Origin of the sequence: Marinobacterium sp. YM272 (genome assembly GCF_050908845.1) — a bacterium.
GTDB lineage: Bacteria > Pseudomonadota > Gammaproteobacteria > Pseudomonadales > Balneatricaceae > Marinobacterium_D.
The window spans coordinates 1,729,861-1,743,868 of sequence record NZ_CP194171.1 but is presented as its reverse complement, the minus strand read 5'-3'; the positions used below and the strand labels follow the sequence as shown (position 1 = coordinate 1,743,868).

General features: G+C 56.0%; 12 protein-coding genes. 11 read left to right on the top strand and 1 reads right to left on the bottom strand.

The window, feature by feature from the left end; genetic code table 11:
- Positions 1-3: 3 nt before the first annotated feature.
- From ACQUQP_RS07775 to ACQUQP_RS07755, 5 genes are all read left to right on the top strand, one after another.
- On the top strand, positions 4-786 hold the full coding sequence (locus tag ACQUQP_RS07775; protein ID WP_432698230.1) for a 3-hydroxybutyrate dehydrogenase: 783 nt from the start codon (positions 4-6) through the stop codon (positions 784-786).
- Positions 787-867: 81 nt separating this feature from the next.
- Entirely contained in the window at positions 868-1,929 is a 1,062-nt protein-coding gene (locus ACQUQP_RS07770) for a TRAP transporter substrate-binding protein (RefSeq protein WP_432698229.1), read from the top strand.
- A gap of 30 nt (positions 1,930-1,959) precedes the next feature.
- Complete coding sequence (locus tag ACQUQP_RS07765) at positions 1,960-2,559, top strand: TRAP transporter small permease subunit (protein ID WP_432698228.1); 600 nt, start codon at positions 1,960-1,962, stop codon at positions 2,557-2,559.
- Between the two features lie 32 nt (positions 2,560-2,591).
- A complete protein-coding gene (locus tag ACQUQP_RS07760) occupies positions 2,592-3,959 on the top strand; it encodes a TRAP transporter large permease (protein ID WP_432698227.1) in 1,368 nt (455 codons plus the stop codon).
- 509 nt (positions 3,960-4,468) lie between these two features.
- The gene (locus ACQUQP_RS07755; RefSeq protein WP_432698226.1) at positions 4,469-5,755 is read left to right on the top strand and encodes a DUF2254 domain-containing protein; all 1,287 of its coding nucleotides are present in this window, start codon (positions 4,469-4,471) and stop codon (positions 5,753-5,755) included.
- 400 nt (positions 5,756-6,155) lie between these two features.
- On the opposite strand, the gene ACQUQP_RS07750 is transcribed toward ACQUQP_RS07755, so the two are convergent.
- Complete coding sequence (locus ACQUQP_RS07750) at positions 6,156-6,944, bottom strand: transglutaminase-like domain-containing protein (RefSeq protein ID WP_432698225.1); 789 nt, start codon at positions 6,942-6,944, stop codon at positions 6,156-6,158.
- Positions 6,945-7,540: 596 nt separating this feature from the next.
- On the opposite strand from ACQUQP_RS07750, the gene ACQUQP_RS07745 reads away from it, so the two are divergent.
- From ACQUQP_RS07745 to ACQUQP_RS07720, 6 genes are all read left to right on the top strand, one after another.
- A complete protein-coding gene (locus ACQUQP_RS07745; protein ID WP_432698224.1) occupies positions 7,541-7,705 on the top strand; it encodes a DUF1328 domain-containing protein in 165 nt (54 codons plus the stop codon).
- A 160-nt stretch (positions 7,706-7,865) separates the two neighbouring features.
- Positions 7,866-8,171 (top strand): Na+/H+ antiporter NhaA, encoded by a 306-nt coding sequence (locus ACQUQP_RS07740; RefSeq protein ID WP_432698223.1) that lies wholly within the window; start codon positions 7,866-7,868, stop codon positions 8,169-8,171.
- 310 nt (positions 8,172-8,481) lie between these two features.
- Complete coding sequence (ptsP, locus tag ACQUQP_RS07735) at positions 8,482-10,719, top strand: phosphoenolpyruvate--protein phosphotransferase (RefSeq protein WP_432698222.1); 2,238 nt, start codon at positions 8,482-8,484, stop codon at positions 10,717-10,719.
- Between the two features lie 577 nt (positions 10,720-11,296).
- Positions 11,297-11,506 carry a transcription antiterminator/RNA stability regulator CspE gene (gene cspE, locus ACQUQP_RS07730; RefSeq protein WP_188745573.1) on the top strand — a complete coding sequence of 70 codons (210 nt, stop codon included), beginning with the start codon at positions 11,297-11,299 and terminating at the stop codon, positions 11,504-11,506.
- Between the two features lie 104 nt (positions 11,507-11,610).
- The gene (locus ACQUQP_RS07725) at positions 11,611-13,011 is read left to right on the top strand and encodes an IS1182 family transposase (RefSeq protein ID WP_432696279.1); all 1,401 of its coding nucleotides are present in this window, start codon (positions 11,611-11,613) and stop codon (positions 13,009-13,011) included.
- A gap of 565 nt (positions 13,012-13,576) precedes the next feature.
- Positions 13,577-13,897: a carboxymuconolactone decarboxylase family protein gene (locus ACQUQP_RS07720; protein ID WP_432698221.1), complete on the top strand. Its 321-nt coding sequence runs from the start codon at positions 13,577-13,579 to the stop codon at positions 13,895-13,897.
- The last annotated feature ends 111 nt before the right edge of the window (positions 13,898-14,008 follow it).

Here is a 14,008-nt window from a genome sequence, read left to right as displayed (position 1 = left end):
ACAATGAGTGTGCGCAAACTGGCACTGGTTACCGGCTCCACCAGCGGCATCGGCCTGGCGATCGCGGAGGTCTTCGCCCGCAACGGGATTGAAGTCATCCTGCACGGGCTGGAATCCCTCAAGGAGGGCGAGGCGATCGCCGCGCGTTTCGATAGTGAATTTGGTCACCGCCCTTACTATTTTCAGTGCGACATCAGCCAGCCGGAAGCGATCGAAAGCCTGATGGAGCGGATCAACCGAGAGGTGGGCCAGCCCACCGTGATCGTCAACAATGCCGGGATCCAGTTCACCGCGCCGGTGCAGGATTTCCCGCCGGAAAAATGGGACCAGATCATCGCCATCAACCTGAGCGCCGCCTTCCATATCACCCGTCTGGCGCTGCCGGGAATGCTGGAGCAGGGCTGGGGACGGATTATCAATATCTCCTCCGTTCATGGCCTGGTGGCCTCACCGAACAAGGCCGCCTACTGTGCCGCCAAGCACGGCCTGGTAGGTTTCACCCGCGTCACCGCCATGGAAACCGCTGACAAGGGCATCACCGCCAACTGCATCTGCCCCGGCTGGGCCGACACGCCACTGCTGGTGGATCAGGTCAAGGGGTTCGCAGAAGAGAACAACACCAGCTTTGAAGAAGCTAAAAAGGGCCTGATCAACGCCAAGGCACCCTACCCCGAATTTGTGGCGCCCTCGGAGATCGGCGAACTGGCGCTGTTTCTCTGCTCCGATGCAGCGCGGGCGATCACCGGCACCGCCATGCCGATCGACGGCGGCTGGACCGCACACTGAACCCCAAAGGTCGGCGGGAAAGCCGGCCATTTAACAGCAGTAACCTCAAACCAAGCGATAAAAATAAAAGGGTTAAACCAGATGAAGAAGACACTACAGGCAAGCGTACTGGGACTTTCAATCGCCGCATCCGGCACCGCCATGGCCGAGTTCGACAAGATCCGCTGGCAGGTACCGATGGGCTTCCCCTCCACGCTGATAGCCCTCGGCGACACCATGCCGGCTGTCTCCGAAATGCTCAAGGAGATGTCGGGCGGGCGTGTCACCCTGCAGACGTTCGAGCCGGGCAAGCTGATTCCTGCCCTGGGCGTATTCGAAAACGTCAGTAACGGCAACATTCCGGCCGGCTACTCCTGGATGGGTTACGAATGGGGCCAGGTGCCGGCAGCGGCGCTGTTCGGCGCTACCCCCTTTGGCCTGGAGTCCCAGGAGTTTCTCGCCTGGATGTATCACCAGGGCGGTGACGAGCTGCTGAAAGAGGTGTTCCAGCCCTACAATGTCTACCCCATTCTGTGCGGCACCATCTCACCGGAAGCAGCTGGCTGGTTCCGTCAGGAGATGGACAGCCTGGATAAGTTCAAGGGCCTGAAATTCCGTGCCGCCGGTGTCGGCGGTGAGATCATGTCCGAGTTCGGCATGTCCGTGACCCTGCTGCCGGGCGGCGAGCTCTACCAGGCACTGGAAACCGGCGTACTGGATGCCACCGAGTTCTCCCTGCCGGTGGTGGACGAGCAGCTCGGCTTCTACCAGGTGGCCAAACACTACTACCTGCCCGGCTGGCACCAGCCCTCCACCAACCAGTACCTCTATATCAACCTGGATGAGTGGAATGGCCTGAACGGCCAGACCCAGGCGCTGATCGAGAACACCTGTAAGGCGGCCAATACCGTGGCGCTGGCCAAGGCGGAAGCGCTGCAGGGCGCGGTACTGAAGAAGTTCGAGGATCAGGGCGTACAGCTGCACCAGTACAGCCCGGAGATTCTCAATGCCTTCAAGGAAGCCACCGACCGTGTCATGGCGCGTCGTTCCGAGTCTGACGAGATGTTCGGCAAGGTGTACTCCTCCATGAAAGCGTTCCAGAAAGAACACGGCGTATGGAAGAAGTACGGCTACCTGCCGCGTGATTTCGGTATGGAAGAGTAAATAAAACCCCAGGATTGACGGATATTCGCTATGGCTGAATATGACGTGGATCTGGATCGCATCGAGGAGAGCGTCCCCCACGGGGTGACGCTCTCCTACCCCCGCACTGCGATCTCCGATCTGTTGGAAGGCATTGTCGGCTTCTTTGGCCGCTACAGCGCGGGCATCTGGGTCATCCTGATGCTGCTGATCGTCGGCAATGTGATCATGCGCTACGCCCTGGGCACGAACTTCGTGGCTCTGGAAGAGCTGCAGTGGCACCTGTTCGCTGTCGGCTTCATGGTGGCACTGTCCTACTGCTTTACCCAGGACGACCACGTTCGCGTGGATGTGGCCGCCGAGCTGCTCGGCCCACGCAAACGCGCCGTGATCGAGCTGTTTGGCATCGCCGTTTTCTTTATCCCGTTTTGCGGTTTCATCCTCTACTACGCCTGGCCGTTCGTGGAACGCTCCTGGCAGATGGGAGAGGTCTCGGCTGCACCCGGCGGGCTACCGATGCGCTGGCTGATCAAGTCGGTGATTCTGCTCGCGTTCACACTGATGATTCTGGCCGCTGTGGGCCGTTTCTTCAGAGTCCTCTCTTTCCTCTGCGGCTGGCCCAAGCCCCGCGGCGATAACAACAAACAATAAACGCAATGACCTGCTGCCAAGAGGAGCCTTGAGTGTTTGCTACCAATGAACTGATCGTGATCGCCATGCTGGTCACGTTCATCCTGTTGATCTTTACCGGTTACCCGGTGGCCTGGATCCTGGCCGGCGTATCCGTGGTGTTCAGCGTCGGCTCGATCATCGCCTACGAGTACTTCGACGTGGATACCTATTTCCTCACCGACTGGCGCATTTTCGGCGTCATGGTACAGCGCGTCTACGCACAGATGTCGAACTGGGTGCTGGTGGCCCTGCCCATGTTCATATTCATGGGGCTGATGCTGGACCGCTCCGGTGTAGCGGAAAAGCTGATGCGTAACTTCGTCAACCTGTTCGGTCGCTTCCGCGGCGGACTGGGCGTGGCGGTGGTGCTGATCGGTATTCTGCTGGCGGCGTCCACCGGTATCGTCGGTGCCTCCGTGGTACTGCTGGCGATGCTGTCACTGCCGGTGATGCTGCAGCAGAAATACTCCAAGGCGTTCGCCTGCGGCATCGTCGCCTCATCCGGCACCCTGGGGATACTGATTCCGCCCAGCATCATGCTGATCATCATGGCGGACCAGCTGTCGCTGGCTGTCGGTGACCTGTTCATGGGCGCACTGATCCCCGGCGTGATGCTCGGCGTGATGTACATGGTCTATGTGGTGGCGATCTCTTTCCTGATGCCCTCGATCACCAGCGCCAATGAAGATCTGCCGCCGGTCAACGCGAAGATGATTATCGATACCCTGAAAGCGGTGGTCCCCTCGCTGGGCCTGATCCTCGCTGTGCTCGGCTCGATCTTCTTCGGTATCGCAACACCGACGGAAGCCGCCGGCGTCGGCGCGCTGGGCGCCACCCTGCTGGCATGGATGAACGGCAATCTGAGTATGGCGGTACTCAAGGATGTGAGTATCAAAACCAGCCTGACCACCGCCTTCGTATTCGGTATTTTCCTCGGCGCCACCGCCTTTGCCGTAGTGCTGCGCTCGCTGGGCGGCGATGAGTTTATCGCCGGCCTGCTGAACGCGATCCCCCTGTCTCCGGGCGGAATTGTCGCGGTGATCCTGCTGATCGCCTTTATCGCCGGCTTCTTCCTCGACTGGCTGGAGATCAGCCTGATCCTGCTGCCGCTGGTAGGTCCGGTCGTTGCAGGGCTCGGCTTTGACCTGACCTGGTTCGTGGTGCTGTTCGCGCTGGCGTTACAGACCTCCTTCCTGACACCACCGGTGGGCTTCTCGCTGTTCTACCTCAAGGGTGTAGCACCGCCGGAGATAACCACTATGGATATCTACAAGGGCGTGATCCCGTTTATCCTGATCCAGCTCACCGCGGTGTTGATGGTGTTCTGGTGGCAGGATCTGGTGCTCTGGCTGCCGGAGGTTCGCTATGGGACTGGATAAGTCCACCTTTTAACGCAACGTCTTTACTGCTCACTCGCGGGCGTCTCCATTCTGGAGGCGCCCGTTTTTTGCTTTTTCCATTTCGCTGCGAAACCCGGCAAAGGCGCGCTTAAGATCAAACTGGCTAAACGCACCCCGGATCCCCTTCTGCGCAGCCGAGCATCGCAGACTGAAAGAGAGACAAGGGAAAGGCTGTTTGCGCGACGCAGGAGCGACTGATTTTTTAAAAGAAAGCCTTTCCCGCTCTTTCAGACGAGAAGCACAGGGAAGTCGGCATAGCCGACCTAGCCAAGGGGCTGCTTGGGATTGTTAAGGTACTTGTCCGCACAAATACCTTAACTCGCCTGCAGGCGAAACCTGCATGGAGCAGTGCTCAATATTGATGGTATGGGCTTTAGCACGATCAAAACCGGTAAAATCCATTCCTCATTGCACGATCCTCCCAATAGACCACACTCTAAAGACCGGGCACACTGACAATGCCCATCAGCAGAGGATAACCCGCCAGCATGAAGCAGGGATCGGCATCAACCTGGACCGGTATCTCGGCCACCCGCTACTATCTCGCCCGGCTCAGGGAAGCGCTCTGGTTCCGACCGCTGGTCAGCTGCCTGCTGTCGATCGCCGCGGCCTTTATCGCCAACCTGGCCGAACATATCCCGCTGACCCAATCCCTGCCGGATATCAGCGCCGAGTCGGTCGAAAAACTGCTTACCACCATCGCCAGCAGCATGCTGGCCATCGCCGTATTCGCCGTCGGCTCCATGCTGTCGGCCTATGCCTCGGCCAGCAGCGCCGCCACGCCGCGCTCTTTCGCTTTAGTGGTCAGTGACGACGTATCCCAGAATGCGCTATCCACCTTTATCGGCGCCTTTATCTTCAGCATCGTCGCCCTGGTGGCACTGCTGAACGACTTCTACACCCAGGGCGGGCGCTTTCTGCTGTTTCTGCTGACGCTGTTTGTGTTCGCCCTGGTGATTCTCAGTTTTGTGCGCTGGGTCGACCGTATCGCCCGTTTGGGCCGGCTCGGGAACACCGTGGAAAAGGTGGAAAACGCCACCGAAACCGCCATGAAACGGCATATCTATTTCTGCCGCAAAAGCACCACCCGCCCCGAGGACAAGGGCGAGGCGGTCCTCTCCAACCGCGTGGGATACGTACAGCATATCGATTTTACCAAGCTGCAGTGCCTGGCCGAGGAAATGGAGCTTCGCATCAGTATCGATATGCTGCCCGGCTCGCTTGGCACGCCGGACCGGCCGCTGGTGTTTATCAACGGTGATTGTGAGAAGAACAGGGAAACCATTCAGAAACGGGTCGAAGCCGCCTTTGTGATCGCCCGGCAGCGCACCTTTGAATCGGACCCGCGCTTCGGCCTGATCGTGCTCTCGCAGATCGCCAGCCGCGCCCTTTCACCGGCCGTTAATGACGAAGGTACCGCGATCGATATTATCTCCACCTTCCTGCGCCTGTTCGCCCACTATCAGCGTGCCAGGGATGAAGATGGCAGCCCCAACGTGGAGTACGACCGGCTGTCGATTCCCGCGCTATCGATCGACGAGATGTTCGACGATGCCTTCAACTCCCTCGCCCGCGATGGCGCCTATTCAATCACCGTGGCGCTGCGCCACCAGAAAGCACTCTGCTCGCTGGCATCACTCGGGGACCAGGCGATGGCCGAAGCCGCGAAAAGACACGCCGGCCTGGCGCTGGAGCACGCCAGAAAGCAGCTGAAGCTGGACTCAGAGGTCAACTCAGTGGAGGCGCTGTACGCAGATAATTTTGGCGGGAAATAGAAGGAGTTATTTAGCTTCCGGCGCATAGCCGTCATCCCCCCCTACCGGACCGAGACCGCTTCGCGCACAAAGCGGAAGTTCGTAACTACAAAGGATGGTTGATTCTAGAGCCTTTAGCCGTCTAAAAAGCACTGGGCGATTCACAGACCCATAACGCCAATGGGGCCGAAACCTGGATCTGAGCAGCTAAGTCGAGCATGCTGCCCGCGTTATCACCGACTAAAACACCGGTGACGGGCAACTTATGAGGTGCATGTGCCGCCGCTGCGTGGATAAAAGCGAAGTTGTTGTGGGCTCAGCCGCATGGGTTAAGAAAATGTGTAGCAAGGGCGATGTTAGATAGTAAGCTGGCGATCCTAGTCGGCACATGATTGAACGTTTCCAGCTTCCTGCTCAGAAGTCAGTCGTGGAGCTGCTCGACACGCACGGTCTGTGCTGTGGCGAAAGAGGCTGGGCCAAATTGATTGAAGACAGCGACATCAGCGGCATCACGTCCATAACCAAGCGCCACATATCCGCCTCTTAACTCGGACTGCGTGGCATCAAAGGTATACCAACGGCCACCCACGTAGGCCTCGAACCAGGCGTGGAGATCTATCGGTTCCAAGTGATGTAGATAACCCACCACCATGCGCGCGGGAATGCTGAGACTGCGGCACAAAGTGATGCCAAGATGTGCTAAATCACGACAGACAGCGACTTGCCTGCTGTTCACCTCTTTGGCGGACAAGGTCGCGCTGGTGCTGCCCGGCACATAACTGAACGTGCTACGTAACCAGGCTTCGATCGCCGCAACCTGATCGTATCCCAACAGTTGCCCCGAAGTGATCTCAGCCGCCATTTCGTTGAAATGATCAGACTCACAGTAACGACTCGGCAGCAGATAGCACAGCACGCTATCCGGCAGATATTCCACATTTACAAAGGGTGCGCCGGGAGCCCTGTCGACATCATCCGCGACCATCATTTCAGCCACTGTTTTGACCGAAAACGTTCCTTTAGGAGCGACCAACCGTTGGCAAAGGTTGCCGTAGCCATCAGTGAATTCGAAAACCGGTACGATGGGCGCGATGTTGTATTCCTCACGCGCAACCCATTGATTGGCGCCACTGCGAGGCCGCAGCATAAAAATAAACGGGGTCGGCACTGTGATATCGAACGTCAAATCACAACTGGCACGTAACCACATTTGGTTCCTCCTTGGAGTCCCGGCATTGGTAGACGGATAAGGACTCAAAACAGCAGTTGGCAGATGCTCAGCAGTACTTGGCTGACATCTAGCAGAGGGAAGGTATAGCCACTGGGTAATTAGTCACTAGGCAGGGTATCGCCGGTTCCGCTGAGGGTCTTCCCCAGAGGTAACGAGATTAACGCCGGAGCAGACAACGACCACGCCCCTGCATAAGCCGAAAAGACCGCTAGTGGGTGTTTGTGCGCAGCGGATCTTTCTGCACTTTTTGGTGCAGGTGCGCTTCAAGTAAAACCTCCAGCTTACCGATTCAATATAGCACTTTCAGAGCACCCTCTGGTTCGCAACCAGATATCGCCTGAACAATCCTCAATGCTATCTTCGACAAGTCCACGCTGAAGCTTGCTGAAATTAACGTCTAGACTTTAAGGGCGTGTTGATCATTTCCCAGGTTAATTTCAAGAATGTCCTTGAGATGGCATGAGGTGTCGTCGGTGAGAAAGCGGCCCATAACGATAGGTTGATCAGGCAACAACCACACCAGGACTTTGGGGAAGGCGCTATCTCACTAATCGCGCAATGGGAGAGAAAAGCTAATGTTGTACTTCGCTTTTGTATTTTTTACCGTCGCTGTCATCGCAGGATTTCTGGGCTTTACCGGTGTCGCCGCCGGCGCTGTCGAGATTATCAGAATCCTGTTTGTATTCTTTGTTGTACTGTTTGTCGTGTCGCTGGTCATAGGACTGAAACGCCGCAGATGACCCCTAGCCTGTAAAGCGTCGACACCTGAATCCCTAACCTTACCAAGGAGACATCGGCATTTCGGAAACACCCTTTGGTGGCGGCCAATCGGAACTGGAGATAGGTCGCGCGCCCCTTCCTGACCCGCGACAGAATCACCTGCTCGCAACCCTGTGCAAGATGAATATGCACGCCTCAGTACCTTGTCTGGCAAGAGCTCCACTACTGCGGGTTATGGCTGTGCTCACCGGTCTTGCGAGCGGGCCGCTGGGCCTAAGTTGGAGATTGCTGGCCGACGGCGGGCTATTAGCCGGGATTGGTTTTACGATTGCACTGTTCATAGCCAACTTGGCCTTTGACGCGAGCAAGATTGACAGTGCCAAGTTGGGCATTCTGCTGGTCTCAGTCGCGTCCTCCACTGCGGGCATCGCTCTACTGTTTACGTTTTCCAAGAATGAGCAGCATCCCCTTACAGAGCCCAGCTAAGGCGTTGCCCACTGGCTCGCCGCGCTGCACTTAGTCCAAATATCCAGATCGCCACCACCGCATTGCAGGCCCAATGCGCTGGTCTAAACTGAAAGACGTACCGCAACGACAGAAGCAACAGTACATCGCCTCTGGGCTTTACGGCTTTCCTACTCATTCCCAACAACGGGAACCTTGCCTCCGTACGCGGCATCGACTGAGCCGCTGAATCGCTCAAGGCTGTTCGACCGGGTGTCGAACCAGCCTCCCCTTGGAGGGGACCATGATTCGAAAATGTACATCGCGTCCATCAGAGCTCCCGAGGACCCGATTGGATGACATAGTACAAAGCCTCGGAGATGCCCCAGACCTCGATCACGCCCTGCTGAGTATCGTAAAGAGCGTGCGTAATCTATTCCGGGTAGACATCTGCTTACTCTATCTGTCAGATCCCGCAAGGTTGGATGTGCAGCGACTAATGGCCTGTGAGGGCCTCGGAGATCATGTTGCCCCGCCCGTATTCGCCGACACGCTGGCCAACCTCGTGGCTGAGCGTTCAGAGCCCGTTAACCTCTTTGAAAGCAAACCGTTGCCAGCACACCAGGATGCCACTAGCCACGTGTACCTCGGTGTTCCCATCATGCATCAGGGGGCTCTGTTGGGCGTACTAATTGTGCAGCAAACGGCAAAATCCCGATTCAGCGAATCCGAACAGGCATCGCTGGCTACTTTGGCAGCGCAAATCGCGGGTGGCATCCATCTGGCCAAAGCCCGTGGCAGCATCAGCGCCAGCGTTTCCGGCGACGTGTCTTCAGCCCCTCTGTTCGAGGGCGTCATTGGTGCACCGGGTATCGCCACCGGTACCGGACATGTCATCTACGCCAGGTCGGAGCTCGCCCAGATACCAAATCGTAATGTAGCCGATGTTGAATCCGAGATCGGGCTCTTTCAGGCAGCTGTCAGGCAAGTTGCCGGCGAACTAGACCGGATAGCGGAGGAGCAGGAAGGGAAGCTGACGGCGGAAGACCGTACACTGTTTCGCGCCTACGCCATGATTGCCCGTAGCGATGAACTGGTCGCAAGCACGCTGGCCGGCATCCGCAGTGGCAACTGGGCTCCCGGTGCTTTGCGCGATAGCATCCAGGAGCATGCTCGCTATTTCGACGCAATGGAGGATCCCTATCTCAGGGAAAGAGCCTATGACATTCGCGATATCGGTCGCGCCCTGCTAAACGAACTCCAGACGCTTAAACCACTTGAAGAGCGCTATCCCGCACGTACCATACTCGTCGGTGAGGACCTTAGCCCTCTGGATCTGGCCGCCGTTAAGGGCACGCGTTTGGTGGCGGTGATCTCGGGGCACGGTTCAAGGCTGTCACACCTGGCTATTCTGGCGCGCTCCATGGGTATCCCGGCGATCATGGGCCTTGCCGACACTCTCCCTCTCAACAGTCTTCACGGCAAGTCGCTGATTGTCGATGGCTATAAGGCGCAGCTCTACATCGAACCGGATGTCAGCCTTAAACGGCAATACCGTAGCCTTGCTGCGCGCGAACGCCGACTGGCAAAGAAGCTGAGTCAATTGCGCGACCAATCGGCGCAGACCAAAGATGGCTTCCGAATCCCGCTTTATACCAACGCGGGCTTGCTGTCCGATCTCAGTCCGTCGCTCGCAGCAGGCTCCGAAGGCATCGGCCTGTACCGTACCGAATATCCCTTCATGGTACGCGACAGCTTTCCGACCGAAGAGGAGCAGTACACCCTTTACCGAAAAGTACTCAAAACCTTTCATCCTCGCCCCGTAACGCTGCGGACGCTGGATATTGGCGGAGACAAATCGCTGCCATACTTCCCAGTACAGGAAACGAATCCGTTCCTCGGCTGGCGCGGTATCCGCATTTCATTGGATCATCCCGAGATGTTTCTGGCCCAGATACGGGCAATGCTCAGGGCGAACAGCGGGTTGAACAACCTGAGCCTGTTGCTGCCTATGATCAGCCGGGTCGAAGACCTGGACGAGGCTCTGATACTGATACAACGGGCTCGTCAGCAACTGGAGCAAAAGGGGCTGACTATTACGCCACCTCTTCTTGGAGCAATGATCGAGGTACCATCCGCCGTCTATCAGGTCGAGGCACTGGCTAGGCGGGTGGACTTTCTCTCTGTCGGGACGAATGATCTGATTCAGTACCTGCTTGCGGTAGACCGCAACAATGAGCGCGTCGCTCGCTGGTTCGATGCCCTACATCCAGCCGTGATTCAGGCGTTACTTCGAATAATTCGGGCCGGCAAGCGAAGCGGCAAACCGATCAGTGTCTGTGGTGAAGCGGCTGGCGATCCCGCCGTCGCATTGTTACTGATAGGTATGGGTGTCAGCAGCCTAAGCCTGAGCGCCGGAGACCTACCCCGAATCAAGTGGGCTATCCATTCCTTTAGCCGGCAACAAGCCAGAACCCTACTAAGGCAGTCGCTGAAACTAGAGCAGGCCAGTGCCATCCGCTCCCTGCTGACACAGGCTCTCGTCAACGCAGACCTTGACGCTCTGGTGCATCCGGGCAATCTCAACTAATAAGGCTGCGGACCCAAAGGGCACTTCCTATTCGCATAGCAAAAGACCCGAACCCACCAAGATCAAGATTGACAGCTATCGAACACCCTCTAAAAAGCGCGATCTAAACGCATCGGGGCACTTTGTCTTTAGTATATGGACTCCTCCTGTTAAGCAAGCCAACCCTTTCTCAGATTAGGCCGCATTATAATGGTTCAGTGATCCCAAACACCGATTTAGGTGGCACAGTCGCCACCGGAGTGGTAACCCATGGGGGCTCAGCACAGCAGAGTGCGAAGTGTCTCATGCTGATAGACTTTTTCGTAGGATCCCTAATCAGTTGAAAAGGCTTTGGTTTTTTTATGGCCAAAGCTTTTTATAAAATAAATTAAATAAAGCTATTACCCAGCTAATAATAAGCGTACTATGAGCTGGCTTGAGAGTAACACCTGCATTTATGCACCTTTTCGACGTCCTGCCTAATCGTATGTACCTCGTTCTGTTTTCATAAGTTCCTGTATTATTTAAAGCATTATCCGAACATATTCAGCATTTTAGCTGTAGTGTTCAAAAATTTTCTTTGAACGAGAATATTATTATGTCTACTACTACTGGCACCGTTAAATGGTTCAACGAAACTAAAGGCTTCGGCTTTATCGAACAGAAGAACGGTGGTCCGGACGTTTTCGCCCATTTCAGTGCGATTTCAGGTTCAGGCTTCAAAACCCTTACTGAAGGCCAGGAAGTTCAGTTCTCTGTTACTCAGGGCCAAAAAGGTCCTCAGGCTGAAAACATTTCCGCGATCTGAACCTCGAGTTCAGTAATCGATTAAAAACGGGCCCTTGTGAGGGTGTGTAAAAACACTCTCTATACCGACAAAATACCCGCACCAATAAGTGCGGGTATTTTTTTATGCGTCATCTCAAAGGGGAACCCCGGCAGCAGAGCACTCTGTTTCCAGAAAGCTTAGATGATTATGTCTCGGCAGATAATCCTGTCAGGGTTATCGATGCCTACATGGATTCATTGGATATGCTAGCTCTGGGCTTTACTCAGGCCGCTACCAAACACACCGGTCGCAAACCCTATGACCCGGCCGACCTCCTTAAACTCTATACCTACGGGTACCTCAACCAAGTGCGCAGTACCCGCAGACTAGAGAAAGAGTGCCACCGCAACGTCGAAGTACTGTGGCTGATGAAGCGATTGGCGCCCGACTTCAAGACACTGGCTAACTTCCGTCAACAAAACAGCAAAGCCATACGCGAGGCCTGCCGCGGCTTCATTCAGTTTTGCCGTGACGCGAGCCTACTTGATAGTCGGATGATAGCGATTGATGGCAGCAAGTTCCGAGCGGCCGCCAGCATGAGTAAAACGTATAACCGTAAGCAGTTCGACGCGCTCCAGAAACGTTTAAACCGAAAGATTGATGATTACCTGCACCTGATGGCTAAATCCGAGCAATCGGATATGAACGAGAAAGGCTCCATCCACGAGGCATTGGGTCAGCTCCAGAAGCGCAAAGTAAAGCTCGACGGGCTCTCAAGCTCTCTAGATGAAGGGGCATCACAGTGCTGTGAAACCGAGCCTGAGGCCAAGCGTATGCGCTCCGGCCGGGAAGGCATTGTGGTTGGATATAACGTACAAAGTGCCGTTGACGTAGAGACTGGCCTGATCGTCCATCATGATGTCACGACCGAAGGTAGCGACAACCGTCAATTGGAGCCGATAGCAACGGCTGCAAAGTCGGAGCTTGGTGCAGATACACTTCAAGTTCTCGCCGATGCAGGCTACTCCAATGGGGAGCAGTTGGAGCGATGTGAGGAGCAAGGCATCGAACCCGCAGTTCCGGTCAATCGCGCTGTTAACAATAAGGGGAACTACTTCCAGAAAAGTGAGTTCACCTACGACAGTGAGCAAGATCAGTTTACTTGCCCAGCCGGTCAGTTGTTGACCTACCAGACCTACAATCGCAAGAAAAAGCACCGCCTATATGCCCGGACTGGTTGTAACGCCTGCCCCTTGCAGGGCCGGTGCACAAGCGCTGATAAACGCTGGGTCACCCGACACTTCAATGAAGACGCACTGGATCGTTCCCAGCAAAGAGTTGATGAAAATCCAGGTTTAATGCGGTTACGAAGTGCCGTTGTCGAGCGTCCGTTTGCTCAACTTAAGCACAATATGGGTATGCGGCGTTTCGGATGTTGGGGGCAATCCGGTGCAGAATCAGAAATGGGGTTGGCGGTTATGGCTTACAACTTAAATCGCATGATCAATGCTCTTGGGGTCCAGAGAATGCTGCAACTGATCTGATAGATGGGTTGTAAATTAGCCGCGCTCAGAAACAAAGAACCCTGCCAAATGACAGGGTTCTTTACCCGGGCCTGAGGGAACTGTGTTTTTACACAGCCTCCTTGTGGCCCGTTTTTTTTTGCCTGGGAATACGGCCTGACTTGAAACAGTTGATTTCCTAAACTTCTGTTGCATCCTTGTAACGGCGAATAAGTCCTTTGTATAAAGCCCGCTTTGTGCCGATAACTGGCCTAGGTCACGGCACGTCTAACGTCCGCTTTGAGCAATAGTTCGCTTAGAGCGCCGCAATCCGAGCTTCCGCAAAGGGCCAGAACTAGTCATGAGGACTGATTGCGTGAACGACGGTTTAGGGTCGGTGCGTGACGTCTACTGTACAGGCCCCCTTCCTTAGCGGTTAGGAAACAACCCTCACGAAGAAGCCTTTCGCTCAGCGGCGGTTCGTCATATCAAGCCAAGCATAATTTGCGCCCGTTAACAGACAGGGTGTACAACCAGAGGAAAAAGGGGTCTGTCCCAATTTTTTCATCCCCATTTTTTCACGGGCATCAGCCCAGGAGGTCCCGCCATGGCAGACAAACAGCTTCCGCAGAACTACGTGCAGTTTCGCAGCCGCTACAAGCGCCTCGCCGGCGCCGTCGACGAACTCGGCAAGGCGGCGCGGGACGAAGGCCCGCTGGACGAGAAAAGCGCCCAGCTGATCCAGCTCGCCGCCGCCGTCAGCTCCCGCTCCGAAGGTGCTGTGCACAGCCACGCCCGCCGCGCCCGCGATGCCGGTGCCAGCCCCGACGAGATTCGCCACGCCGTACTGCTGCTCGTCAGCACCATCGGCTTCCCCGCCGTGATGGCCGCCCTCAGCTGGGTCAACGACGTGTTGGAAAAAGGGTGACGCGTGACAGGTTGCGTGCAAAAGCAGGTAGGGCTTCCCTGAGCGGAGCCCTACCTGGATAGAGGGAAAAAGGGGGCGGTACCCTTTTTAGCACGAATCCCTCTTGAACAA